We start from the raw sequence: 24752 nt of genomic DNA, 5'->3' as shown, positions 1-24752 counted from the left end.
CATCCTGGGCACGGCCGGTCAGGATCCGGCGGTCACCGCGAAGTCCCCGCCGGGGTTCGGCCCGAACCAGTCGAGGCAGACGACCATCGCGTCGTCGGCGGCAGGCCCGCCGCCTCGGTGCTCGCCCAGCTCGGCGAGAACCGCCCTCGGCACGTGGGCCGCGGCCAGGTCCGCGGTCGCGATGACGGCCTCGGCCAGTTCACGGTCCCCGTAGAGCTCGCCGTGCGGGCCGGCCACGTCGTAGACGCCGTCGCTGACGAACACGAAGCGGTCGCCGGGCAGCGCCTGCAGGCGTTCGACGGTGTACGAGGTGTCTTCGAAGGTGCCGAGCGGCAGTTGCTCGTCGAAGGCGACCCGCTCGGTCTTGCCGTCGCGAAACCGCCACAGACGGGGCGATCCGGCGTCGACGGCGTCGATCGCGCCGGTCGCGAGGTCGAACTCCAGCAGAAGGGTCGCGACGTGTTCTTGGCCACGGTACTGGGCGTAGAGGGCCTGATCGGCCAGTTCGGCCTGGGCGTCGAGCGGGATCCCGGCCCGCCGGGCGTTGCGGAGCGCGTTGACGGCGAGGTTGGTCAGCAGCGCCGCGCTCGCGCCGTCCCCCATGCCGTTGACCAGCGTGACCGACAGCTTGCGCGCCGAGGCCGACCAGTCGAAGCAGTCGCCGTAGATGGCGTACGCGGGTTCGAGCTGCCCGCCGAGGGCGAATTCCGGACGGGCGCACGCGCGACCGGGAAGCAGCTGCCACTGCATCTCGGCGGCGAGGGTGAGCCGGGACGACCGGCGCGCCTGCACGTAGAGGTCGGTGTCGCGGTCGGCGACGAAGACCTCGTGCGCGAGCGCCTCGGCGAACCGGCCGAGTTCGGCCCAGACGGGCGGTTCCTGCTCTTCGGGGAGCGTGACGACGAGGATGCCGAGCCGGTCTCCGCGCACGGAGACCGGGAGGTGGGCACGGATGCCGTCCTCGACGGTCTCGAACGTCGCGCACTGCGTGGTGAAGGCTTCGCCCGCCGCCGTGTCCGCCACCGGAACAGGATCGGTGGTGTAGGGCAGCACGGTCACCCGCCGCAGTTCGGCGAGGCTGTAGTCGGCCATCAGCAGGTCGACGGCCACGGCGCCGAAATGCTCCTTGAGCGCCGAACGCAGGCCGTCGAGCAAATAATGTGGCTGGACGTCTCTCAGAATCCGCTCGACAGCCAGGGACTTGTCCACTTCGTCGCCTCCGCACGCCGGGAAACCGGGGTCGCACTCGGACACCGGCGAAGCAGTCCGCATCGCGCAGGCGGACCCGCCGTTGGGCCTACCGCGACGAGCTGAGCTGACAAGTTCAGCATAAGGATGCGAGAGTGGGTGTCGTGAATCGGTCCTCGGAGCCGCCCGGTACCGAAACGGTGGCGGCGGCGGTGACCGAGACGGCGGAGCTGCTCGAGATCATGTTCGAACGCGCTCGCGAGGCGTCACCGCGTCCGCTGTCGACGTCCCAAGTACGCGCCGTCGTGGCACTCGACCACCACGACGGCTTGAACCTGCGCGCGCTCGCCGAGCTGCTCGGCTCGACCCCGCCGCTGGTGAGCCGCCTGTGCGACAGGCTGGAAGCCGTCGGGTTCGTCGACAGGCTGCCCGGCACGCAAAGCCGTCGCGAGGTCACCTTGCGGCTCAGCGACCGGGGCCGCGCCTACCTGCGTGACCTGCGGGCACGCCGCCGCGAAAGCCTGGACTCGGTGCTGGGGAAGCTCACCCCGGAGGCCAGGACGGCGCTCGCCGCCGGACTCCGCGAGTTCCGCGAGGCCGCGGCGGAGTTCTGACGCCCAGAGGGTGCGCTCGCCGTCACTGGAGTAGGGTCACTGTTGTCATATGACAATTGTTGAACACCCTGGAGGTGTGGGTGCTGGGGACCGACGACACCGCCGTCCGGGACCTGCTGTCGCGGATCTTCGACGCCGGTCAGGAAGACCTGGTCGAGGACTGGGTCCGCCGTCAGCTGACCGATTCGCCCGCCTGGACCGGCGAGCAGGAACTGCGGCGCGAGGCCAAGGAACTGCTCGGCGCGCTCCGCGGAGCGCTCGGCACCGAACTGCGCCTGGAACGGATCGTCGACCGCGACGAAGCCGTCCGCGCCGCGCTGCGGGGCCTGTCCGAGCGACGGGCCCGCGCCGGTGCCGCGCCGACCTCCACCGCCATGGCGATCTTCTCGCTGAAGCGCACCACGCTGGCCGCCCTCGAAATCCACACCGAAGACCCCGACGTCCGCTACCAGGCTTCGCTTCAGGTCAACCGGTTCCTCGACGCCGCGAGCCTGCTCACGTTCTCGGTGTACGTCGAAGGCCGGGAAGAGATCATCCGGCGGCAGCACCAGCAGATGCTGGAACTGTCCACCCCGGTGGTGCGGCTGTGGCGCCAGGTACTGGGGGTGCCCCTGATCGGCACTCTCGACAGCGCCCGCACGCAGGTGGTGATGACCAGCCTCCTGGAGGCGATCCAGGCCCACGAGGCCAGGGTGGCGATCATCGACATCACCGGCGTGTCCACAGTGGACACAGCGGTGGCGCAGCACCTCCTGCAGACCGTCAGCGCGGTCCGGCTGATGGGCGCGGAATGCCTGATCAGCGGGATCCGGCCGTCGATCGCGCAGACCGTCACCCAACTCGGCATCGACCTGTCGCATATCGAAACCCGCGGTTCGCTCGCCGACGCGCTGGCCACGGCGATGCGGCTGATCGACGACCACACCCGGCCCGGCGCGGTGACCGGGTGACCGCGCGCGCGGGCCTGCCGATCCTGCGGCTCGGGGACATCCTGATCAGTGGGCTGTTGAGCGACCTCGACGACACGACCGCGCTCCAGCTCACCGACGAACTCACCGCCCGGCTCTCCGACGAGGGGATCCGCGGGGTCATCCTCGACGTCTCCCGGCTGGAGATCATCGACTCGTTCGTCGCACGGGTGCTGATGGAACTGGCCGCCACCGGACGGCTGCTCGGCGCCAGGATGATCGTCGCCGGGATGCGCCCCGCCGTCGCGATCACGCTGTCCGAACTGGGTTTGCGGCTCACCGGCGTCCAGACCGCGCTCAACGCGGAACAAGCCATGGAACTCCTGGGATGGAGACGTCCCGCCGAGGTCGCCGGAGAGGCGCCTCGTGCTTCCTGACGAGCTAACCGCCCCCGAAGCGCGCGAGCACGCCGTGCGCGCCGAAGAGGATCTGCTCACCGCCCGGCACGCGGTCCGGGCCGACGCGGTCGCGGCCGGCTTCTCGATCGTCGACCAGACGAAGATCGTGACCGCCGCCAGCGAACTCGTGCGCAACGCCTACATCCACGGCGGAGGAGGCACGATGACCATCGCCGTGGCGCGGGACCTGCGGGGGCGGGTGGGGATCGCCCTGTCCGTCCGCGACGAAGGCCCCGGCATCGGGGACGTCGAGCAGGCCATGACCGACGGGTTCAGCACCGGCGCCGGGCTCGGGCACGGCCTCGGCGGCACCCGGCGGCTGGTCGACGAGTTCACCATCGACACCGCGCCCGGCAAGGGCACCACGGTCACCGTCGTCCGCTGGAAGCCATGACCGTCGCCGACGCGGCGCTCACCCGCCTGATCCACATCGATCACATCAGCGCGGTCTACGCCGCGACACGGGCCGCTCGCGAGGTCGCGGCCGAAGCGGGTCTTTCCGAAGTCCTCGCCGAACGCACCGCCGTCGTCACCTCGGAGCTGGCAAGCAATCTCGACAAGCACGCCGGCGGCGGCGCGGTCTTCGTCCAGCGCTCGCTGGCCGGTCCGGGGGTGGAGATCCACGCCGTGGACACCGGCCCGGGGATGGCCGATCTGGCGCACTGGCGCGTCGACGGCAACACGACCACGGAAACACTCGGCACCGGCCTCGGCGCCGTCGGCAGGCTCGCGACCGAGTTCCGTATCCGGTCCGAGGCGGGCATCGGCACCGTCGCCGCCGCCAGGATCCTCGCGCCCGGGCACCAGGGCGTCGATCTCGCACACGTCCGGCTCCCCCGAGAAGGCGAAGAGCGGTGCGGCGACGCGTTGGCGGTCTCGGCGATGCCCGGTGTCCGGACGGCGATCCTCGTCGACGGGCTCGGCCACGGCCCCGAAGCGAGCGACGCCGCGGAAGCCGCGATCGGCGTGTTCCGCCGCGATCCGGACCGGCCGCTGCCCGAGCACCTGAACGCCATGCACCGGACGCTGCGGCAGACCCGCGGCGCGGCGGTCGCGCTCGCCCGGCTTTCCGAAGGCGAGCTCGAGTTCTGCGGTGTCGGCAACATCAGCGGTCTCGTGCTGACGCCGGGGCAGACGCGGCCGTTGCTGAGCGTCCCGGGTGTCGTCGGCTTCACCCTGCCGCCGGTCCGGGTACGGACGCTTCCCTTGACCGGCCACGAACTTCTCGTCCTGCACACCGACGGCATCGGCACCGCCTGGCGCGGTCCGGCCGCGCTCGGGCCGCTTCCGGCCACGGCGCTCTTCGCCGCGGATCTGGCTCACCGCCACCGCGACCTTCGCGACGACGCCGCGTTGATCGCTTTCGGCCCGGGGAAGGGACTTTCGTGACAGACACCGTCCGGTTGCGCCGCCGCGTGCGCGAGGCGTGCGCGGCCGCCGGTGTCCCGGCCGAACAACGCGCGCGGCTGGTGCTCGCGGTGAGCCTGCTCGCCGAAAGCGGCCCCGCGCCGGAGCTTTCGACAGCCACGGCCGGCGGCAGGCTTTCCGTCACGCTCGAATCGCACCGGCCCGTCGGACAAGGTCAGCGCAACACCCTGCCCCTGCTTCCCGCCGCGGGCGACGGCGCGAGCCTGACCTGGCATCTCGACGCGGGCATCGACGCGGTCCCGGTGGCGGCGGACGACGAAGAGGCCACCAGGGACGAGATGCTGGCGCTGGTCGCCCGCGCGGACGCGGTCACCAAGGACCAGCGCGAGCTCAAACACGAACTGGCCGAGACGAACAGCGGCGTGCTCGCGATGTACGTCGAGCTGGAGGAACGGGACGAGCAGCTCCGGAAGGCGCACGCGGTGATCTTCCGCGAGCTGGAAGACGCGCTGCGCCCGCCGCCACCGCCCGCCGGGCCGTTCGAACTGGCCGTGCACTACGCGCCGAGCCAGCAGGATTCCCCGACCGGCGGGGATCTCTACGACTGGTTCGTGCTGCCCGACGGATGCGTCCACATCACCCTCGTCGACGCTGTCGGGCACGGCGTCACCTCCACCCGGCACGCCCTGACCGTCACCCACGCCATCCGCACCCTGGCGCTGGAGGGCCATCCGTTCCGCGACCTGATCGGCCGCACCGCCCGCGCGCTCGCGACGATCGAGCCCGATCTGATGGCGACGGTGCTGCTGGCCCGGCTGGATCCGGCGACCGGCGAAGTCACCTTCGCCAACGGCAGCCATCCGCGTCCGGTACTGGTCACTTCGGCCGGTGTCACCGAACTGCTCGCCGCCCCGACGTCGGGCCGGGGCGTCGGTTTCCCGGACCCTGGCAGCAAAAGCCTCATCCACCGCACCCTCGCCGACGGCGACCTGGTCGTCCTCTACACCGACGGGCTCGTCGAAAGCCGCAAAGACTTCCAGGAAGGAGAAGAACGACTGCTGGCGGCCGCGCGACGCAACGCCGGACGGCCGACCGCGGACATCCCGGACGTCCTGGCCACCGAGATGCTCGACATCGTCCTGCACGCCGACGACACCGTGGTCATCGCGATCCGGCACCGTCCGGGTTACGGTGACCCGTGATGAGGGAAGACGCCGAGCCGGACCCAGCGGACGCCGCGCTGCTCGACGCCTTCCGCGCCGGTGACATCGCCGCCGGCGAAGCGCTGTTCCGGCGGCACGCCGAACCGCTCCGCCGGATCGCGGCGGGCTGGGTCGCCGAACCCGCCGAACGGGACGACCTCGTGGCCGAGGCCTTCGTGCGCGTGCTGAGCGTGATCCGATCCGGGGGCGGCCCCCGGGAGAACCTCCGTCCCTATCTCGCGGTCACCATGCGGAACCTCGTGGCCAAATGGAGCCACCACCACAAACGGGTCGAGTTGTACGGCACGACCCCGGCGATCGAGGTGGCCGCCGGGGCCGCGGGCGCGGAAGAACTCTTGATCCTCCGCTCGAACGCCCGGCTGGCGTGGACCGCCTATTGCGCGCTCCCCGGCCGCTGGCGGACCGTGCTGTGGCGGACAGAGGCCGAAGGCGATTCGCCGAAAGTGGTCGCCCCGCTGCTGGGGGTGTCCCCCAACGGCGCCTCGGTCCTGGCCTTGCGGGCCCGCGAAGGACTGCGCCAGGCCTTCCTTCAGGCGCAGGTCCCCCCAACGGGAACGCCGTGCTGCCAGGAAGCCCGGCGCCGGATGGGCGCCTGGCTCCGCGGCGGGGTGCCGGGCCGCCGGGCGGACCTGATCGCCGCGCATCTGGCGGACTGCGAACCCTGCCGGACCGTCGCCGGCCGGCTCGACGAGGTCAACCGCGAGATGCCGCCGGGCGTCCGCGCCATCCCCGCCTGAGCGGATCAGCCTGGGACAGGGGCATCCTCCCCCGCGATCCGCAGCGCCTCCACCAGTTCCCGGTAAAGCGTGTCGGTGGCCAGCAGTCGCTCATGGCTGCCGCTCGCCCGCACCCGGCCGTCTTCCATCACCACGATGCTGTCCGCGTCGATCACCGTGGACAGCCGGTGCGCCTCGTCGAGCAGCACGACGTCCGGCGTGCGCAGGATCGCCCTGGCCAGCGCGATCCGCTGGCGTTCCCCGGCGGACACCGAGGTCGAGGAAAGCGGGGTGTCCAGGCCGTCGTCGAGGGCGGCGACCTTGTCGCTCAGCCGGACTTCACCGAGAGCCCGCCGCACCTCTTCAGCCTGGAAAACAGGTGAAAAGGATCCGGTACTCCCCCGCGCCCCGGCCGTAGGCGTACCGGTCGCCGGTCGAGCAGTCGACGAAGACGTGGAAATCCGTTCCCGAGCAGGAAAGCGCGTAACCCGAGCCGGAAAGGTACGGATCCCGGCAGTCCAGCGACGGGCCGCGTGGCGGCACTTCGGCTTCGGTCCCGGACAGCCGGGCGGTGGTACCGCTGTAGCCTCGCCCGGTGATCAGGTCCAGCCACGTGTAGCTCGCCTCGGCCGCGGCACCGGCGGGCGGGGCCGATCCCACCGCGATCCCGACGGCGCACAGCATGCTCATCCCCAGCGAATTCCGGAGCTTCATACCGACCATTCCAGAAGCTTCGCGAGATCGGGAAACCGGAGCAAGAGCCAAAAGGTCCGTCCGTAAGGGAAGACCTATGTCCTCCGAAGTGATGACGCGTACTCGCGCCGCATCGATGATCCTTGCCCGGTGATGGAAAAAACCGGCACCCGCACGGGTGCCGCCTGGGGAATCCTCTTCGGCGGGCTAGCGGTGTTCGTGGCCGCTCCCGCGCTGCTGCTGGCGACCGGGCACGACACGATCAAGCCGTCCGCGGATTCGGCCAAGGAGCTTTCCCTGGCGGGCGCGCTGATTCCCGCACTGGCCGGGATCCTGCTGATCCACGGGATCCCGCTCCACGCGCCCAGGCTGCTACCCGAGGTGACCGACCGCCGCGCGCTGAGCAGGCAGGCGGCGGCCTTGGCGCTGATCGCCTTCCTGTGGCCACTGGCGTTGTTCCTGGTGTCCGAGGCGGGGCAGCACGCGCTGGTCCGCGACACCTGGGCGCTCGCGAAGCCGCTCGTGTTCCTGGCGCTGCCCTTGGTGCTCCTGCGAACCTTTCGACCACAGGAGGAACCGGATCCGTTCCGGCTCACGTGGCGGCCTCGCCAGACCTGGCAATGGCTCGCGCCGATTCCCGTGGTGCTCGTGTTCGGCTGGCTGTACGTCCTGGGACCGCTCGCCCCGCCACTCCCCAGCGCCGAGGACTATCCCGATCCGGTGTACCTCGCGGTGGGCGCGACCCTGACCTTCTTCACCGCGAACGTCCTCGAAGAGGTCTTCTTCCGCGGCATGCTGCAGACCCGCCTGGAGGCGCTTTTCGGGCGCTGGCCCGGAATCCTGCTGGCGTCGCTGCTGTTCGCCTGGCTGCACCTGCCGACGCACGGACAGGGATCGCTTCCCCTGACCTTGGGCGCGATCGTGGCCTTCCAAGGGTTCTTCGGGCTGTTCACCGGCTACCTGTGGTCGCGCTACCGCAACCTGTGGGCACCGATCGCCGCGCACACCGCCATGAACACCCTGCCCCTACTGCTGATGTGAGCCTCCGGCCGGTCGTGAGTGGCGATTCGTGTTCTGACCCGAAACGCCACTCACGACCAACCCGACCCACTACGCGCCGATGGTCGCCGCGTCGATGACGAACCGGTAGCGCACGTCGCTGTTCTCGACCCGGTCGTAGGCCACGTTCACCTGGTCGGCCGAGATCGTCTCGATCTCCGCGCCGATCCCGTGCTCGGCGCAGAAGTCGAGCATCTCCTGGGTCTCGGCGATGCCGCCGATCATCGAACCGGCGAGCACCTTGTTCCCGCCGAGCAGCGAGAAGGCGTTGTAGGACAGCGGTTCGCCGGGGGCGCCGACGTTCACCATCGCCCCGCCGACGCGCAGCATGCCGAGGTAGGAGTCGACGGGCAAGGTCGCCGAAACGGTGTTGAGGATCAGGTCGAAACGGCCGCGCAGGGTCTGGAACGTCGAGGCGTCACCGGTCGCGAAGTAGTCCTTCGCGCCCAGCTTCAGCCCGTCCTCCTGCTTCTTCAGGCTCTGGCTGAGCACGGTGACCTCGGCGCCCATGGCGACCGCGATCTTGACCGCCATGTGGCCGAGCCCGCCGAGGCCGACGACGGCGACCTTCTTGCCCGGTCCGGCACCCCAGCGGTTCAGCGGGGAGTAGGTGGTGATGCCCGCGCACAGCAGCGGCGCGGCGATGTCGAGGCCGATGCCCTCCGGGATCCGGCAGACGAAGCCGTCCTTCACGACGATCTGACGGCTGTAGCCGCCGTAGGTGTTCTCGCCGTCGAAGCCGACGCCGTTGTATGTCTGGATGTTGCCCTTGACGCAGAACTGCTCACTGCCCGCGAGGCAGTACTCGCACTCACCACAGGAATCGACCATGCAGCCGACGCCGACACGGTCCCCGACCTGGTACTTCGTCACGTCGGAGCCGACCGCGGCGACGACGCCGGCGATCTCGTGACCGGGCACCATCGGGAAGATCGCGCTGCCCCAGTCCTCCTTCACCTGGTGGATGTCGCTGTGGCAGATCCCCGCGTACGCGATGTCGATCAACACGTCGTCCGGACGCAGGTCGCGACGCTCGATCGTCGTCGGCGACAGGGCGGCGCCCGGGGACGGCGCGGCGATGGCGTGCGTGGTCGTCGTCATGAAACCCTCCGTGAAAACAGTGAGACCATGTAAGAGGTCACTTACAACTAGCGTAAGAGGTCTCTTACATATTCCGCGACCGGGACGGTGTGATCCACGACATGGGCGGCAAGTACCACCACGGCGACCTCCGCGCGGAACTCGTGCGGGTCTCGCTCGACCTGATCGCCGAGCAGGGATTGGGCGCCTTCTCCGTCGCCGAGGTCGCCAGGCGCGCGAAAGTGAGCCCCGGCGCGCCCTACCGGCATTTCCCGGACAAGGAGAGCCTGCTCGCCGCGATCGCGGCCGTCGTCGCCTGCCAGTTGGCCGACAGGGTGCACGACGCCATCGAGGCCGAAAGCGACCCTGTCTCCGCGCTCGCCGCCGCCGCCGGGGCCTACACGGGTTACCTGATCGAGCGCCGGGCCGGGATGAACATCATCTACTCGGACGGCGTTCAGGGCCCGGAGCACTCCGCGCTGCACGAGCAGACCCGTCGCCTGACCGACCAGTTCGTCATGCTCTGCCTCACCGTCGCCGACCGGCCGCAGGACGGGCTCGAACTGATGGAGCAGTTGTTCACCCAGGCACACGGCTACGGCACGTTCTACCTCGACGGAGTCTTCAAGAAACAGGGCTATACCACCGAAGTCGTCGTCCGGAAATCGGTCGAGGCCGCTCGCGCCGCCGTCGAAGGCCGAGCGAAAATGTGACGTGATTCACGTCTGATTTGTCCGATTGCCGGGGCTCCCCGCGCCGACAGGATGCGAAGCGCAATCCCATCGACGACGAGGAGAAGCGCGTGAGCATCGGGCAAGACGTTCCTGCCGCTGTTCGGCCAGCGGCTGGGCGGGCTCCCGCCCGCGGCGGCGGGATTCTTCGCCGCCGCGCTGTCCTTGGGCTGGTCCGTGAGCCAGCTCGTCAGCGCTTCGGCCGGCTCGTCCTCGCCGGTCCCGCCTGCCTCGCCACCGGGTTCGTCCTGCTGGGTCTGCTGCAGACCGAACAGCCGTCGCTGCCGGTGGTTCTCGCCTGGCGGTGGCTGTTGTTCGGCTTCGCCGCCGTCTCGGCACTCGGCCTGCTCACCGCGCGCCGCGCCGTCTGAGTCCGGTCAGGTCCGGGAGCGCTTCCCGCGCACGCGCGGGGGCGCTTCCGGGCAGCCGCCGTCGCAGCGGATGTGCGCCCAGACGATCTTCCCGCCGCGCACCCGCTCGCGCCGGACACCCCATTGCACCGCGACCCCGTCGACGACGAGCAGGCCGCGTCCGCGCGGGTCCTCGATCTGCGAACAGCGCGCACGGGGTTGCTCGATGCTGACGTCCGCCACTTCGATGCGGACCGCGCACGGGGTGACGCCGCGCCACAGCTGGATGTGGCGTGCCCCACCACCGTGCACGTAGGCGTTGGCGACCAGTTCCGTCGCCGCCAGCAGGACGTCGTCACGATGGCCCTCGCCGAGATCCGGCAGGCATCTGACCACCCAGGCGCGCATGTCCGGCAACGCCTTTGGCGTCGTGGCTCGCAGGTCAAGCACCCAGGTTCCCGGCACCGGATGCTCCGCGATACTGATCATGGAGCCACCCTTCCCCGTTACGCGGCCTCGCTGCTGAAGTCGCACGATCGGGTTACCCAGAACGCCCGCTGATCAACCAAGGCCCTCAGGGCGCGATGCTCCGGAACCCGCGCAGGCGCAGGCTGTTGAACACCACGAAGACCGAGCTGAAGGCCATCGCGGCACCGGCGATCATCGGGTTGAGCAGGCCCGCCGCCGCCAGCGGAAGCGCGCCGACGTTGTAGGCGAAGGCCCAGAACAGGTTGCCCTTGATGGTGCGCAGGGTCCGCCGGGAAAGCCGGATCGCGTCCACCGCCGCCCGCAGGTCACCGCGGACCAGGGTCAGGTCACCGGCCTCGATGGCGACGTCGGTGCCGGTGCCCATCGCCAGGCCGAGATCGGCCTGGGCCAGCGCGGCCGCGTCGTTGACGCCGTCGCCGACCATCGCGACGACCTTGCCCTCGCTTTGAAGCCGCTTGACGACGTCGACCTTGTCCTTCGGCAGCACCTCGGCGATCACGGTCTCGATCCCGACCTCCGCGGCCACCGCGCGGGCGACGGCCTCGTTGTCGCCGGTGAGCAGCACCGGGGTCAGCCCCAGCTCCCGCAGCCGGGAGATCGCCTCGGCGGACGACGGCTTCACGGTGTCCGCGACGACCAGGACCGCCCTGGCCTCGCCGTCCCAGCCGACCACGACCGCCGTGCGGCCAAGCTTCTCCTCAGCGGCTTTGGCTTCCGCCAGCTCGGCCGTCAGGTGGTGACTCCACTGTTCCAGCAAGGCACTCCGGCCGACCAGGACCGCCGAACCGTCGACGATCCCTTGCACACCAAGGCCTTCGAGACTGGTGAACTCCTCGACGGCCGGGAGTTCCCCGGTGCGTTCCCGTGCCGCGCGGGCGATGGCCTGCGCGATCGGGTGCTCCGACGCGTTTTCCAGCGCGCCCGCCAGCCGCAGCGTCGTCTCCTCGTCGACGCCGTCGGCGAGGTGGACCGCCACCAGAGACATCTGCCCCGTGGTCACGGTGCCGGTCTTGTCGAGGACGACCGTGTCGACGGCCCGGGTCGATTCCAGCACTTCCGGGCCCTTGATGAGGATCCCGAGCTGCGCGCCCCGGCCGGTGCCCACGAGCAGCGCGGTCGGCGTGGCCAGGCCCAGTGCGCACGGGCAGGCGATGATCAGCACGGCGACCGCCGCGGTGAACGCGGCCGCGACCGAACCGCCGGTGCCGAGCCAGAACATCAGCGTGCCGACGGCGAGCGCGATCACGATCGGCACGAACACCGCCGAAACCCGGTCCGCGAGCCGCTGGACCTGCGCTTTCCCGGTCTGGGCCGCCTCGACGAGCTTCGCCATCTGCGCGAGCTGCGTGTCGGCGCCGACCCGGGTCGCGCGGACGACGAGCCTGCCGCCCGCGTTGACCGTCGCCCCCGCCACCGTGTCGCCGGCGACGACCTCCACCGGAACGCTTTCACCGGTGAGCATGCTCGCGTCGACCGCCGACGCGCCTTCGGCGATCACGCCGTCGGTCGCGATCTTCTCCCCCGGCCGCACCACGAATTCCTCGCCCGCCGCGAGTTCACCGATCGGGATACGGACTTCCTTGCCGTCCCGGAGCACCGCGACGTCCTTCGCGCCGAGTTCGAGCAGGGCACGCAGCGCCGCGCCCGCCCGCCGCTTGGACCGCGCTTCGAAATAGCGTCCGGCGAGGATGAACGTCGTGACACCGGCGGCGACCTCGAGATAGATATTGCCGTCGCCCGCCATCCGCTGGACGGTGAGCTCGAAGGGATGCGTCATCCCCGGCGTCCCTGCGGTGCCGAACAGCAAGGCGTACAACGACCACAGGAACGCGGCGAGCGTGCCCATCGAGATCAGGGTGTCCATGGTGGCCGCGCCGTGGCGCAGATTCGCCCACGCCGCCTTGTGGAACGGCCACGCCGCCCACACCAGCACCGGCGCGGCCAGTGTCAGCGAGATCCACTGCCAGTAGGTGAACTGCCACGCCGGCACCATCGCGAGCAGGATCACCGGCACCGACAGCACAGCGGAACCGATCAGCCGCTGCCGCAACGGAGCGGTGGAATCGGTCTCTTCGGCGGGCTCTTGCTTCTCCACAGCGGGCAACGCGGCCGAGTACCCGGCCGCCTCGACCTGTTCGATCAGCAGCCGAGGTTCGACGTCGGCCGGGTAGCTGACCTTCGCCTTCTCCGTGGCGTAGTTGACCGTCGCGGTGACACCGTCGAGCTTGTTCAGCTTCCGCTCGATGCGCATGGCGCACGAGGCGCAGGTCATCCCGGTGATCGCGAGTTCGACTTCGGCGTCGGCCACCCGCGCGGTTTCCGTGCTCATCGGTGGCTCCCTTCCCTTGTCGTGACGGTGAATTCTGCGGTGCGGACCTTGTCCTCGTGCCGGAAGTCCAGGAACAGCCGGTAGGTGCCGCCCGTCGGGACCTCGGCGAAGAACGTGACCGCGGGACCGGCCGCGGTCCGGCCGTCACCGGGTTCGCCGTCCGGGTGAACGTGCAGGTACGCGAGGTCGCCGCCGCGAAGCGCGACCAAGTGCCCGTAAGCACCCAGGTACGGCTGGAGATCGGTGATCGCACGGCCGTTCTTGGTGACCGTCAGCGTCACCTTCGACGACGTGCCCGGCGCGAGTTCGCCGTCGAGCTCGACCCGGTAGCCGTCGACCTCCGCGACGTGCGAGGGCCGGTGTTCGACGGGCCGGAAGTCACCTCCGGCGAAGACGTCGGCCCCCAAGGTCGTCGCCTCGCCGCCACTGGGCTTGAAGTCGGCGAAGACGCGGTAGACCCCCGCGTCGCCGACGGTCAGCGGAACCGACCAAGTGCCGTCCTCGCCGAGTTCGGGATGGATGTGCTGGAAACCCGCGGTGTCGCGGCGGACGACGATGAGGTGCATCCGCTTTTCGTGTTCGACCTCGTAGGCGGTCACCGGCGCGCCGTCGGCGCCGAGGATCCGGAAGGTGAAGGGGGCCGTCGTGCCGGGAACGAGCGTCGTGGTGGTGGGCGTGAGGGTGTAGCCGCCCCTGGTCGACGCGAGACCGGCGGGTTCGTGGTCCTGCTTGCCGTGCGCCGCTTCCGTGACGGTGCCGCCGTGGGTGTCCGAGTGCCCGGTGTCCTCACCACCGGGCACGCCGGCGGCGCCGGCGAACGGACCGACAGCGGTGCCTGCCACCCAGCCGCCACCGGCGACCAGGGCGAGTACCACACCGTAGGCGGAGAGCTTCGCTGCTGTGTTCATCGTGCAGTCCTTAGTGCGGGGGCCACCCGCGATCGTGGAGCCGCTCAGGCGGTCAGTTGATATCCGGCTTCTTCGACGGCGGCGCGGATGTCCGCGGCCGCGGGCTCGTGGGAACCGGTGACGGTCACGGCGCCGGTGGGCAGATCGACCCGGACGTCGGTGACGCCGTCGATCTTGGAGACCTCTTCGGTGACCGAGGTCGCGCAGTGGCCGCAGGTCATCCCGGTGACGGTGTAAGTCGTTTCGCTCATGGACTCAACGTACATACCCCAGGGGGGTACCGCAATAGCCTGAAGGTACCCCAGCGGGGTATCACGGAGCGACGCGCGTCACATACCCCTGAGGGGTAGCCGCACGATCAGCCGGGCACCCGGATCGCCGTCCGCCACCCGCAGCGATCCGCCATGCCGGACAGCGATGTCCCGGGCGAGCGTGAGACCGAGACCGGTGCCTCCCGCGTCCCGCGCGCGAGCGTCGTCGAGCCGGGCGAAACGATCGAAGACGCGCTCGCGATCGGCGACGGGGATGCCGGGGCCGTCGTCGAGCACTTCGAGGACAGCCTCCCCCGCCTCCCGCCGGAGCCGCACGGTGACGGTCGAGTGCGCGTGCCGCACGGCGTTGTCGAGCAGGTTCCGCAGCAGCCGTTCCAGCTGGACGGGTTCGCCGGACACCGGCGCCGGACCGTCCACATCGGACACGACGACGGGCCCGGATTCGAGCGCGCGTTCGGCGACCTGCTCCCCCACCACGTCGGCGAGGTCGACGACGCCTTCCGGCGCGGGGACTTCGGCCGGGTCGACGGCCAGCTGGAGAAGATCGGCCGTGATGCGTTGCAGCCGCTGGACGTCGAGCAGCGACTGCCGGGCGACGGCGGGCCAATCCGCGCGATCGGCGTGGGTGAGCGCGACCTCCAGCCCGGTGCGGAGGTTCGCCAGCGGGCTGCGCAGTTCGTGACTGGCGTCGGCGACGAACCGTTCCTGCTGGTCATAGGCCTGCTGAAGCCTGTCGAGGGTCGCGTTCGTGGTGGTGGCCAGCCGAGCGACCTCGTCACGGGACGGCGGCACCGGTACCCGGCGGTCGAGCCTGCTCCCACTGACTTCGGCCAGTTCCCGGCGGATCGCCTCCACCGGCCGCAGCGCCCGCCCCGCCGCGAGCCACGCGGCCAGCGCGGTGATCAGTACCGCGAGCGGGACGAAGAAGCGCAGGGTGTCGTCGAAGGTGCCCAGCGTCCGGAGCGTGTCCCACGGCAGCACGAAGAGGTACACGGTGTGCCGTTGCGCGCCGCTGTCGATCACCTTGCCCACCACGGTGTATTCGCGATATTCGCGCCACTGTGGATGGTCGCCGGGCTTCAGCGTGGCCTTGGTGGTGATCGTCCAGTCCGCGGACGCCCCGGCGGGCGCGGGCGGCAACGGCGTCCACGCGGGATCCCAGCGGCGCAGGTTCTCGCTGCTCACCACCGGCCGTCCGGCCTCGTCGACCACCTCGAACAGGGCGTCGCCGGCGGGTGACATCGGTCGCCCGGTCCGGTAGGTCTCGGCCAGCCCGTCCAGTTGGGCACGTGATGTGCTGATGGCGCTGCCCGACAGCTGCCTGCTCAGCAGCTCACGGGTACCCAGCCAGCCGAGGATGAACACGATCGCGCAGAGCAGCGCCGCCGAGAGCGCGGTGCCCCGCCGCACCGACGAGGGCCACCAGCCGCTCATTCGGTCACCAGCCGGTAGCCGGCGCCGCGCACGGTCGCGATCGTGTGCCGTCCGAACGGCGCGTCCAGTTTGCGCCGCAGCGCGCTCACGTAGACCTCGACGATGTTGGGGTCGCCACGGTAGGCCAGATCCCAGACCTGTTCGAGGATCTCGCGCTTCGTCACCAGCTGCCCGCCGTGGCGCAGCAGGCATTCGAGGACCGCGAACTCCTTGGTGGTCAACGACACCGGTGTCCCGGCACGACGGCACGTCCGCTTCGCCGGGTCGAGCACGAGGTCGCCGAACTCCAGCACGCCCGCCGACCCCGCCGCGCCCCGGCGGGTGAGGGCCCGCAGCCGGGCGGTGAGCACGACGTACGAGAACGGCTTGCTCAGGTAGTCGTCGGCGCCGGTGTCGAGCGCCTCGGCCTCGTCGTACTCTCCGTTCTTCGCCGTCAGCATGAGGATCGGGGTGGTCACCCCGCGTTCCCGCAGCGCCGCGCAGACCCGGTAGCCGTTGAGCTTCGGGAGCATGATGTCCAGCACGATCACCTGATACGGGTACAGCTGCGCGAGTTCGAGGCCTTCGAGACCGTCGTGGGCCAGGTCGACCGCGTAGCCGTCGGCCTCGAGTCCCCATTGGAGGGTCTCGGCCAACCGCATTTCGTCTTCCACCACGAGCACGCGCATGACTCGATCCTCCCAGATCGCCGTCAGCGTTCCTGAAGCGTTCTTCAGGTTGTTTCAGGAACCGTTCAGGTGCTTCTTGCCAGGATCGTGGAATGAACACAATGGACGGTCCCGCCGCGGGCGCGACCGATGTCTCGAAGGTCTACGGCCGGGGCGACACGGCTGTCCGGGCGCTGGACCGCGTGTCGCTCGACTTCCCCCGAGGCCGGTTCACCGCGATCATGGGACCGTCGGGTTCGGGCAAATCGACACTCATGCACTGCCTCGCCGGATTGGACACCGTCGACAGTGGACGGATCCATATCGGACGGACAGACCTCACCGGCCTGTCCGACGCCCAGCTGACCAGGCTCCGCCGGGACCGGGTCGGGTTCGTGTTCCAGTCGTTCAACCTCCTGCCGACCATGAACGCCGAGGAGAACATCCTGCTCGGGCTCCGGCTCGCGGGCAGGCGCCCGGATCCGGCGTGGTTCGACACCGTCGTCGGCACTCTGGGGCTCCAGCGGCGTCTGAAGCACAAACCGGGTGAACTCTCCGGCGGCCAGCAGCAGCGGGTGGCGTGTGCCCGCGCGCTCGTCGGCAGGCCGGACGTCGTGTTCGCCGACGAGCCCACCGGCAGCCTCGACTCGCGGTCCGGCGCCGAGGTACTCGACTTCCTGCGCACCTCGGTCCGCGAACTCGGCCAGACGGTGGTGATGGTGACCCACGACCCGGTGGCGGCCTCGTACACCGATCACGGGGTGCTGCTGGCCGACGGCCGGATCGCCGCGCGGATCCCCCGGCCGACCGCCGACGCCGTGCTCGGCGCGCTCACCGGGCTGGGGGCGTGATGCTGCGAACCGTGCTCGCCGGGCTCAAGGCCCGGCCGCTGCGGCTGCTGCTGTCGGCCGTCGCCGTCACGCTGGGCGTCACCTTCGTGGCCGGATCCTTCGTGCTCACGGACGCCGTCGGCGCGGGACTGCGGGACGCGGTCGCCTACGAGACGCGCGGCGTGGACGCGTCGATCGACGCCAAACGGGGCCTCGACCTCGACGACGCGACGCTGGCGAAGGTCCGGCAGGTACCGGGTGTCGCCGCCGCGGAGGGCCGGGGCGGCGTCAGCGCGCCGGTGCTCGGCCCTGACGGACGTCCGCGAGACGCCGCCGCGACCGCGTTGAGCACCGACGAGAAGATGCGCCCCTACGACCTCGCCGAAGGCCGTTTTCCCCAAGGCATGGGGGAAGTCGCGATCGAACGGAACAGCGCCGAAGGCTTCGCGCTGGACGGTCCCGTGACCGTGCTGGACGAAACCGGTGGCCGTCACCCGCTGACGCTGGTCGGCACGTTCAGCCGCCCGACCGATGCGGGTCTGGGCGGGGCGACTCTGGTGGTACCGCTGGAAACGCTGCGGCAGATCAGTCCGGCGGCGACGTTCGGCGAGATCGTCGTGCGTGCTTCCCCCGGCGTCGACAAGGCACGGCTCGTCACGGATCTGAAGAAGACACCGGGTGTCTCGGTGGTCACCGGCAAGGAGGCCGCGGCCCGGCTGCTGCGGGAGACCGCGCCGGACACGGCCGGCCTGGCGAAGTTCTTCACCGCCTTCGCTGTCCTCGCCATGGTGGTGGCGGCGATGGTGATCACCAACTCCTTCACCATCCTCGTGGCCCAGCGAGCACGCGAACTGGCGTTGCTGCGCTGCGTCGGCGCCGGCAAACGGCAGATCTTCGGCAGTGTGCTCATCGAGGCGGCCGTGGTGGGGGCGGTCGCGTCCGCGGTCGGGCTGTTCGGGGGGCTGGGTGTCGCCGCGGTGCTGCAGACCGTCGCGGGTCAGGAGACCGTGTACCTCCCGCTGACCACTCGGACCGTGCTCGCCGCCGTGGCCATCGGGATCCTGGTGACCGCGCTCGCGGCGGCGATCCCGGCGTGGTCCGCGACCAGGGTCGCGCCGATCGAAGCGCTCCGGACGCCCACCGAAGCCAAGCGCGCCGGACGGCCGCGCGCGATCGTCGCGCTGATCCTGCTCGCCGTCGGCGTCGGTGCGGGCGTGCTGGCCTTTCAGTCCTCGGTGGAGGACGGCGCCGCGCTCGCCATGGTGGCGATGGTCGCGCTGCTCGGCGCGACACTGGCCGCCGGCCCCCTGGTGGCGGGACCGGTCGTGCGGGCGCTCGGCTCGCTCGTGCCGGGGCAGCCAGCCGACCTGGCCGCGCTCAACGCCGACCGCAACCCCAAACGCACCGCCGCCAGCGCCGCCGCACTCACCATCGGCCTCGCCGTCGTCGCGCTCGCGACCACCGTGGCCGCCGGTGTCGAAGCGGGCCGGAGCCAAGGACTGGACGGGCAGGTCGCCGCCGACTTCACCGTCACCTCGGTGGTCGCGACCCAGCCTCTCCCCGCCACCCTCGCGGACACCCTCGCGGCGGTGCCCGGCGTGACCGCGACCGCGGCCCGGCGGTCGTTCTCGGGTGACCTCGGCGAGTACGGCACGTATCAATTGACCGCCGTCAGCGGCGACCTCCTGCGCCCGACGGTGCTCTCCGGCCGCCTCGACCGGCTCGGCCCCGGCGAGATCGCCATCAGCAAGGACCTCGCCGAGCAGACCGGGCTCGCCGTCGGCGGCACCGTGCGCTCCCTGCGCGTGGTGGCGATCTACGACAGCGTCGACGCGCCGGGTGTCGACCTGGGCTTCGCGATGGTCGATCTCGCGGAACAGGGGAAGCTCGCCATGAACGGCGAAAGCTACGACGGGAGCGTGCTCGTCAAGGTCACCGATCCCGATCAGGCCCGGTCTTCACTGGAGCAGGCGCTGTCCGGCGCGCCGCTCGCGAAACTGAGCAGTTTCCAGGAACTCAAGGAAGAGGCGGCTGCGCCGCTGCGGGACACGCTGAACCTCATGTGGGCGCTGACCGCGCTGGCGGTGCTGATCGCTTTCGCCGGGATCGCGAACACGCTTTCGCTGTCCGTTCTGGAACGGACGCGGGAATCGGCGCTGCTGCGCGCACTCGGTCTCACCCGCGGCGGGCTCGGCGCCGCACTGACCACGGAGTCGGTGTTCGTCGCGGTCCTCGGCGCCGCTTGTGGGCTGTTCGTGGGGATCGCGTCCGCTTGGCTGATCACGGAGGTGGCGTCGGGCGGCGGCGAGCCGATCGTGTTCGCGCCGCCTTGGGGACGGTTGGGGGTTTTGGTGGCGGCGGCTCTCGCCGCGGCTCCGTTGGCGGCTTTGGTTCCTGCCCGGCGGGCGGGGCGGGGTTCGCTCGCCGCGGACTGACGCTCTGGTGACGCGATCGGCTGTTCCGGCCGCTCGCCTGCAGTACATGAAGGCCCCCTTCATTGCGCTAGGCGCAGTGAAGGGGGCCTTCATGTACTTGGGAAGGCGCGAAGGTCGAGTTTCCTCGGCTGAGCCGAGGGAAGGGGGCCTTCACGGACCGGACCTGCGATCGACCGCAGCCAGAACCCGGCAGGAAGCCTGGTCCTGAACCGAATCGCACTCGTGACAACCGCACCCGAACTCGCCAAGGCTGACGCCGCTCAGGCCAACCGCAGTTCCCGTCCGGGCAAGGAGCGTCGCCGGTCCGTCACCAGGATCATCGCCAGTGTCCCGATCCCCAGCCACACCACCAGTTGCACGATCCCCGACGTCAGCCCGTCGGTCCCCGTCAGCAGTGACCGCAAGGCGACCAGAGCACCATTGGTCGGCAGAATCCCCAGCACGGTCCCGAAGAAGCCAGGCACGGTCGAGACCAGCGAAGCGGCGACAGTGAGCACGAGAATCGCCAGGGCGGCGAAGCGGCCGGGGCGTTTGAAGATCGCCACCAGTGCTTGGTTGACCACGGTGAACGTCCCGGCCGCGAGGACGAGCACCACCAGCAGGGTCGCCGCCTTGCCGAAACTCAACCCGAGGAACGCCCAGAACACCCCGGTCAGGATCAGGGCGGTCAGCACCGCCAGCGTCGCGCCGGGGACAGCCGCGGCGAGGATGATCCGCCAGCTCGGTTCACGGGTGGTGAGCACACTCGACGGCACCGCCTGGATCACCTGGTACGTCGCCAGCGCGCACACCCACAGGGCCAGTACGAGGATCAGCGCCACCGCGCCTTCGCCGAACGTGCCCGAGCCCGCCGTGTCGGCGATCGCGGGGGTGGCGGCGACCTGCTTCAGGTGGTCGCGTTCGGTCTGGGTGTAGTCGGGCACCTTGCCCCGGCCGTCGTTGAGGCCCTTGGCCAGTTCCGAGGCGCCCGATTCGGCGCGCTGGCTGCCATCGGCGGCGGCGCGGGCGCCGGTGGCGAGATCGCCCGCGCCGGTGGACAGGGTGGTCGCGCCGCCGGCGAGTTGGCCGGAACCGTCGGCGAGTCGCCGCGCACCGGAATCGGCTTCCTTGACCCCGGCGTTGAGTTTCCGCGCGCCGTCGGCCGCCGTGCCGATGCCTCCCGCCAGGTCCTTCGACTTGTCCGCGAGTTGCTTGTTGCCGTCGGCGACCTTCTGGGAACCGGCCGAAAGGTCTTGTACGGCCTTCTTCGTCTGTACGACGGCGTCGCGGATTTCGGCGCGTTTGCCGTCGAGGATCGCGGCATCGGCCGTGAACTTCTCCGAGGCGGCTTTCAGATCGGCACAGAACTTGGTGTCACCACTGCACTTCTGTGCGAGTTCGGCGAACTTCCGCGCCGAATCGCCCGCCGTGGGCAGGGCGTCGATGATCCGGACGACCTTGTCCGCCAGCGGCGAGATCTTGTCGGCCAGCTGCTTGTTGCCGTTCGCGATCTGCTGCGCCCCGTCGGCCAGTTCCCTGGTCAGCCGAGGCAGCTGGGCGGTGTCCTTCTCGGCCTGGGTCAGCCCCGACGAGAGTTGCCCGGACCCGGTGGCGAGCTGCCCGGTGCCGTTCGCGAGCTTACGAGCACCATCCGCCAGCTGTCCGGCGGCGCCGCTGAGTTTTCCCGCCCCACCAGCGAGTTCTCCGGCGCCGGAGGCCAGTTTCCCCGTCCCGTCGGACAGCCCTCGCAGTCCGACGACGAGCTGGTCGCTGCCGTCGGCCGCGGTCACCAGCTGCTGGTGGATCGAGGAGAACCCGAGATACAGATTGTCCACATAGGTCTCGACGATCTGCCGGTTCAGCGCGGTGAGCGTCGCGTTCGCGACCTCCCGGCTCGCCACCGGGTCGACGAGACCGGTGCGCTGCGAGGTCTCGACGCGCATGATCGCCTGCTTCGCGTCGAGCGCCTTCCCCGACGTCGAGGTGGCCCGCGCGGAGAAGTTCGGCGGGATGGTGACGACCGTCGAATACGTCCCGTCGGAGATGCCTTTCTTCGCATCCTCGGCATCGGTGAGCACCCAGGTGTACGCGGAATCCTCGCCGTGCACGAGGTTCCCGGCCAGTTCACGGCCGAGCGGGATCAGCTGCCCGTTCACCGTGACCGGTTCGTCGGCGTTGACCACGGCGGCCTTGGCCGCGCCGTGGTTGTCTTCGGGCGAGAAGAACGCCCACGCCAGCCCGAGCGCGACGATCACCGGGACGAGCACGATCCCGAGCCAGGTCTTCCAGCTCAGCGGGCCGAAGGCGGTCGCTCGGGCGGAGCCGGTGAAGAAGCGGGACATCAGCGGACCTCGGCGGGGACGGGCGCGGGCGCCATGGCGAGGCCCGCGACGGCGGTGGTGGGCAGCAGATCCCGCACGATGGCGAGACTCTGGCAGGACACGGCGAACGTCGCGGCCCTGCTCGCGAACGCCTCTCTCAACCCGGCGCGCTGAGCGGTGGCGACGACGGTGTCCAGGTCGTCGAGGAAGACGAGCCCGACGCCGTCTTCGAGCGCGCGGCGGACCTCACCGGCGGGATCGTCGGTTTCCTTGCAGGCGACGAAGGCGGCGTTCCGGCGGACCGCGTGCGCGTGCTGGGGCAGCACCCGGCCGAGGACCTTCAGATCGCCCCGGACGTGCGGGACACGACCGGCGAGCGCGTAGAGCAGGGCACTCTTGCCCGCCGGGCCGGAACCGTGCACGGCGAGGATCTCGCCGGGGCCAAGGTGCAGTTCGATGTCGCGGAAGACGGTGCGGCCGCGATCGTCGTCGACGCGGAGACCGGCGGCGCTGATCACTTCGGACGAGCCGGGCGCGGGCCAGTCGGCGAGCCGGAGTTCGTGGACGAGACCGTCGCCCTCGGCGTCGAAGACCGGCAGCTTGCGGTCCAGCCACGGCGGCAGGCCCCAGGCGCGCGGGCCCAGCAGCGCGAGGATCGCCGGGACGAGCGTCATGCGCACGAGGAAGGCATCCACGAACACGCCGACGGCGAGGCTGAACGCGATCGGTTTGATCGTGGCGCTGCCGTCGGGCACGAAAGCGGCGAACACGCCGAGCATGATCACCGCCGCCGCTGTCACGACTCTCGACGCGGACACGAAGCCCGTCTCGACAGCCTTGTGCGCGTCGCCGTGATGGACGTAGTCCTCCCGGATCCGGGACACGAGGAACACCTCGTAGTCCATGGCGAGTCCGAAAAGGACACCCATCAGGATGATCGGCAGGAAGCTGATCACGCTGCCGGTGCGGGTCACGCCCAGCGCGTCGGCCAGATGCCCCTGTCCGAACACGAACGACGTGGCCCCGAAAGCGGCGCCGATCGAGAGCAGGTAACCGAAGGTGGCCTTGAGCGGTACCAGCACCGAGCGGAACACCATCGCCAGCAGCACCAAGGAAAGCCCGACGACCAGGACGCCGAACGGCAGCAGCGCGTCGCCGAGCTTCGAGGACACGTCGATGCCGACGGCGGTGAACCCGGTGACAGCGGTCTGCACGCCGTAGCGGTCCTCGAACTGCCCTTCCATCGACCGCAGCCGTTCGACGAGTTCGTCGGTCGCCTCGTCGTAGGCGCCGGTCGTGGGCACGACCTGGATGATCGCGGTGTCGCCCTTGGGGTTCGGCGTGGCGAGCGGGACGACGGCGACGCCGGGCACCCGGCGGATTTCGTCGGCTATGCCGTTGGTGATCCCGACCGGGTCGGTGGTCGACAGGATGTCCGCGGTGACGACCAGCGGGCCGTTGAAGCCGGGCCCGAAATGCTCGGCGACGACGTCGTAGGCGACGCGGGCCGGGGTCCCGTCCTCGTCGGTTCCGTTGTCCGGCAAGGCGAGCCGCAGATCCAGCGCGGGCACCGACGCCACCGCGAGCACCCCGACGATCAGCGCGATCGTCACCCACGGCGACTTGGTGGCGAGCCGCACCCAGCGCAGGCTGAAGCGCGCCTTCTTCTCGCGCTTGACCTTGCGCGGTTTCTTGGGCCGCAGCCGCTCACCGGCGAACGCCAGCAGCGCGGGGATGAGGGTGATGGCGACGATCACCGCGACGGCGACCCCGCCCGCCGCCGCGACACCCATCACGGTCAGGAACGGGATCCCGGCGACGAACAGGCCCAGCAGGGCGATCACCACGGTGAGCCCGGCGAAGATGACCGCGGATCCCGCGGTCGCTGTCGCCCTGGCGATGGACTCCTCGACTTCGAGCCCGTCGGCGAGCTGGTCGCGGTGACGGGAAAGCAGGAAGAGCGCGTAGTCGATGCCGACGGCGAGGCCGAGCATGACCGCGAGCATCGGCGCCGTGGAGGACACCGTCGCCACCGACGTCGCCGCGTAGACCAGCGCCACCGAGACCCCGACGCCGAGGATCGCCGTCAGCAACGGCATCCCCGCCGCGATGAACGAACCGAACACCATCAGCAGCACCACGAGCGCGATGACGAGGCCGATCCCCTCGGTGGGACTGAGCTTCGGCACCTTGTCCGAGAACGCGTCGCCGCCGGTGAGCACCTCGCTGCCGTGGCCGATCCGGTTCTCCAGGTCCTGCGCGATCCCGGCGAGCGCGGTCCGGGCCGAGGGCTGGATGTCGGCCAGCCCGACGTCGAGCTGCACGGTGACCAGCGCGGCGCGGCCGTCCTTGGACACCGCGTCGTGCACGGCCGCGTCGAAGGGATTCACCACGGCCGAGACCTGCGGCGCTCCGGTCAGCTCGGGCGCCACCGCGGTGACGGCGTCGCGCACGACGGCCGAGTCGGCCCGCTGTCCTTCGGGGACGAGCACGACCAGCTGCGCCGAAGTCCCGCTCACCTGCGGGAAGACGCGGCCGAGGTGGTCGAGCGCCTCCTGCGACTCCGAGCCGGGTATCGCGAACGTGTCGTCGGTGCCCTGGCCGAACAGCAGCGCCGCCCCGCCCGCGACGCACAGCACCACCAGCCACAACGCGGTGACCAGGACACGTCCGCGAGCGGCCAGCCTGCCGAGGCGGTAGAGGAATGACGACACGATCGA

24 protein-coding genes are annotated in these 24752 nt (G+C 70.4%); 12 read left to right on the top strand and 12 right to left on the bottom strand.

Annotated features, from left to right (window positions below):
- Nucleotides 1–18 precede the first annotated feature (18 nt).
- Nucleotides 19–1209: a PP2C family protein-serine/threonine phosphatase gene (locus ACZ6YV_RS13525; protein ID WP_465509850.1), complete on the bottom strand. Its 1191-nt coding sequence runs from the start codon at nucleotides 1207–1209 to the stop codon at nucleotides 19–21.
- A gap of 134 nt (nucleotides 1210–1343) precedes the next feature.
- Between ACZ6YV_RS13525 and ACZ6YV_RS13520 the strand changes: the two genes are divergently transcribed.
- The 7 genes from ACZ6YV_RS13520 to ACZ6YV_RS13490 all read left to right on the top strand — a co-directional run bounded on the left by ACZ6YV_RS13520 (nucleotide 1344) and on the right by ACZ6YV_RS13490 (nucleotide 6496).
- Nucleotides 1344–1802, top strand: coding sequence for a MarR family transcriptional regulator (locus tag ACZ6YV_RS13520; protein ID WP_465509849.1), 459 nt, complete (start codon nucleotides 1344–1346; stop codon nucleotides 1800–1802).
- Nucleotides 1803–1882: 80 nt separating this feature from the next.
- Complete coding sequence (locus ACZ6YV_RS13515) at nucleotides 1883–2752, top strand: STAS domain-containing protein (protein ID WP_465510182.1); 870 nt, start codon at nucleotides 1883–1885, stop codon at nucleotides 2750–2752.
- The gene (locus tag ACZ6YV_RS13510; protein WP_465509848.1) at nucleotides 2749–3147 is read left to right on the top strand and encodes an STAS domain-containing protein; all 399 of its coding nucleotides are present in this window, start codon (nucleotides 2749–2751) and stop codon (nucleotides 3145–3147) included. The genes ACZ6YV_RS13515 and ACZ6YV_RS13510 overlap by 4 nt, the downstream gene beginning before the upstream one ends.
- The gene (locus tag ACZ6YV_RS13505) at nucleotides 3137–3562 is read left to right on the top strand and encodes an ATP-binding protein (RefSeq protein WP_465509847.1); all 426 of its coding nucleotides are present in this window, start codon (nucleotides 3137–3139) and stop codon (nucleotides 3560–3562) included. Before ACZ6YV_RS13510 ends, ACZ6YV_RS13505 begins: the two co-directional genes overlap by 11 nt.
- Nucleotides 3559–4557, top strand: a complete 999-nt coding sequence (locus tag ACZ6YV_RS13500; RefSeq protein ID WP_465509846.1) for an ATP-binding protein — start codon at nucleotides 3559–3561, stop codon at nucleotides 4555–4557. The genes ACZ6YV_RS13505 and ACZ6YV_RS13500 overlap by 4 nt, the downstream gene beginning before the upstream one ends.
- On the top strand, nucleotides 4554–5738 hold the full coding sequence (locus tag ACZ6YV_RS13495; protein WP_465509845.1) for a PP2C family protein-serine/threonine phosphatase: 1185 nt from the start codon (nucleotides 4554–4556) through the stop codon (nucleotides 5736–5738). Before ACZ6YV_RS13500 ends, ACZ6YV_RS13495 begins: the two co-directional genes overlap by 4 nt.
- A complete protein-coding gene (locus tag ACZ6YV_RS13490) occupies nucleotides 5738–6496 on the top strand; it encodes a zf-HC2 domain-containing protein (protein WP_465509844.1) in 759 nt (252 codons plus the stop codon). The genes ACZ6YV_RS13495 and ACZ6YV_RS13490 overlap by 1 nt, the downstream gene beginning before the upstream one ends.
- Nucleotides 6497–6501: 5 nt before the next feature.
- Here the strand turns inward: ACZ6YV_RS13490 and ACZ6YV_RS13485 are convergent, their stop codons facing one another.
- Together ACZ6YV_RS13485 and ACZ6YV_RS13480 are read right to left on the bottom strand one after the other, a co-directional pair.
- On the bottom strand, nucleotides 6502–6834 hold the full coding sequence (locus ACZ6YV_RS13485; RefSeq protein ID WP_465509843.1) for an ATP-binding cassette domain-containing protein: 333 nt from the start codon (nucleotides 6832–6834) through the stop codon (nucleotides 6502–6504).
- Nucleotides 6835–6838: 4 nt separating this feature from the next.
- Nucleotides 6839–7189 (bottom strand): hypothetical protein, encoded by a 351-nt coding sequence (locus ACZ6YV_RS13480; protein ID WP_465509842.1) that lies wholly within the window; start codon nucleotides 7187–7189, stop codon nucleotides 6839–6841.
- 132 nt (nucleotides 7190–7321) lie between these two features.
- Here ACZ6YV_RS13480 and ACZ6YV_RS13475 point away from each other — a divergent pair, with 132 nt between their 5' ends.
- Nucleotides 7322–8209 (top strand): lysostaphin resistance A-like protein, encoded by an 888-nt coding sequence (locus ACZ6YV_RS13475; RefSeq protein ID WP_465510181.1) that lies wholly within the window; start codon nucleotides 7322–7324, stop codon nucleotides 8207–8209.
- A 69-nt stretch (nucleotides 8210–8278) separates the two neighbouring features.
- Here ACZ6YV_RS13475 and ACZ6YV_RS13470 read toward each other — a convergent pair whose 3' ends face one another.
- Entirely contained in the window at nucleotides 8279–9328 is a 1050-nt protein-coding gene (locus tag ACZ6YV_RS13470) for an NAD(P)-dependent alcohol dehydrogenase (protein WP_465509841.1), read from the bottom strand.
- A gap of 89 nt (nucleotides 9329–9417) precedes the next feature.
- Between ACZ6YV_RS13470 and ACZ6YV_RS13465 the strand changes: the two genes are divergently transcribed.
- Entirely contained in the window at nucleotides 9418–10020 is a 603-nt protein-coding gene (locus ACZ6YV_RS13465) for a TetR/AcrR family transcriptional regulator (RefSeq protein WP_465509840.1), read from the top strand.
- 89 nt (nucleotides 10021–10109) lie between these two features.
- A complete protein-coding gene (locus tag ACZ6YV_RS13460; RefSeq protein WP_465509839.1) occupies nucleotides 10110–10409 on the top strand; it encodes a hypothetical protein in 300 nt (99 codons plus the stop codon).
- Nucleotides 10410–10415: 6 nt separating this feature from the next.
- Here the strand turns inward: ACZ6YV_RS13460 and ACZ6YV_RS13455 are convergent, their stop codons facing one another.
- The 6 genes from ACZ6YV_RS13455 to ACZ6YV_RS13430 form a co-directional block, all read right to left on the bottom strand.
- On the bottom strand, nucleotides 10416–10877 hold the full coding sequence (locus tag ACZ6YV_RS13455) for an ATP-binding protein (RefSeq protein WP_465509838.1): 462 nt from the start codon (nucleotides 10875–10877) through the stop codon (nucleotides 10416–10418).
- A gap of 85 nt (nucleotides 10878–10962) precedes the next feature.
- Complete coding sequence (locus ACZ6YV_RS13450; protein WP_465509837.1) at nucleotides 10963–13206, bottom strand: heavy metal translocating P-type ATPase; 2244 nt, start codon at nucleotides 13204–13206, stop codon at nucleotides 10963–10965.
- Nucleotides 13203–14114 carry a hypothetical protein gene (locus tag ACZ6YV_RS13445; RefSeq protein WP_465509836.1) on the bottom strand — a complete coding sequence of 304 codons (912 nt, stop codon included), beginning with the start codon at nucleotides 14112–14114 and terminating at the stop codon, nucleotides 13203–13205. Before ACZ6YV_RS13445 ends, ACZ6YV_RS13450 begins: the two co-directional genes overlap by 4 nt.
- A 44-nt stretch (nucleotides 14115–14158) precedes the next feature.
- Entirely contained in the window at nucleotides 14159–14365 is a 207-nt protein-coding gene (locus tag ACZ6YV_RS13440; RefSeq protein WP_465509835.1) for a heavy-metal-associated domain-containing protein, read from the bottom strand.
- 78 nt (nucleotides 14366–14443) lie between these two features.
- Complete coding sequence (locus ACZ6YV_RS13435) at nucleotides 14444–15820, bottom strand: sensor histidine kinase (protein WP_465509834.1); 1377 nt, start codon at nucleotides 15818–15820, stop codon at nucleotides 14444–14446.
- On the bottom strand, nucleotides 15817–16488 hold the full coding sequence (locus ACZ6YV_RS13430) for a response regulator transcription factor (protein ID WP_465509833.1): 672 nt from the start codon (nucleotides 16486–16488) through the stop codon (nucleotides 15817–15819). The genes ACZ6YV_RS13435 and ACZ6YV_RS13430 overlap by 4 nt, the downstream gene beginning before the upstream one ends.
- A 101-nt stretch (nucleotides 16489–16589) precedes the next feature.
- On the opposite strand from ACZ6YV_RS13430, the gene ACZ6YV_RS13425 reads away from it, so the two are divergent.
- Both ACZ6YV_RS13425 and ACZ6YV_RS13420 read left to right on the top strand, forming a co-directional pair.
- Complete coding sequence (locus ACZ6YV_RS13425; RefSeq protein WP_465510180.1) at nucleotides 16590–17318, top strand: ABC transporter ATP-binding protein; 729 nt, start codon at nucleotides 16590–16592, stop codon at nucleotides 17316–17318.
- Entirely contained in the window at nucleotides 17318–19732 is a 2415-nt protein-coding gene (locus ACZ6YV_RS13420) for an ABC transporter permease (protein ID WP_465509832.1), read from the top strand. Before ACZ6YV_RS13425 ends, ACZ6YV_RS13420 begins: the two co-directional genes overlap by 1 nt.
- 260 nt (nucleotides 19733–19992) lie before the next feature.
- On the opposite strand, the gene ACZ6YV_RS13415 is transcribed toward ACZ6YV_RS13420, so the two are convergent.
- Both ACZ6YV_RS13415 and ACZ6YV_RS13410 read right to left on the bottom strand, forming a co-directional pair.
- Nucleotides 19993–22053, bottom strand: a complete 2061-nt coding sequence (locus ACZ6YV_RS13415; RefSeq protein ID WP_465509831.1) for a YhgE/Pip family protein — start codon at nucleotides 22051–22053, stop codon at nucleotides 19993–19995.
- Nucleotides 22053–24746 carry an MMPL family transporter gene (locus ACZ6YV_RS13410; RefSeq protein ID WP_465509830.1) on the bottom strand — a complete coding sequence of 898 codons (2694 nt, stop codon included), beginning with the start codon at nucleotides 24744–24746 and terminating at the stop codon, nucleotides 22053–22055. The genes ACZ6YV_RS13415 and ACZ6YV_RS13410 overlap by 1 nt, the downstream gene beginning before the upstream one ends.
- Nucleotides 24747–24752: the final 6 nt, after the last annotated feature.

Source organism: Amycolatopsis sp. NPDC102522 (assembly GCF_055584485.1).
This window is presented reverse-complemented; position numbering and strand designations above follow the sequence as displayed.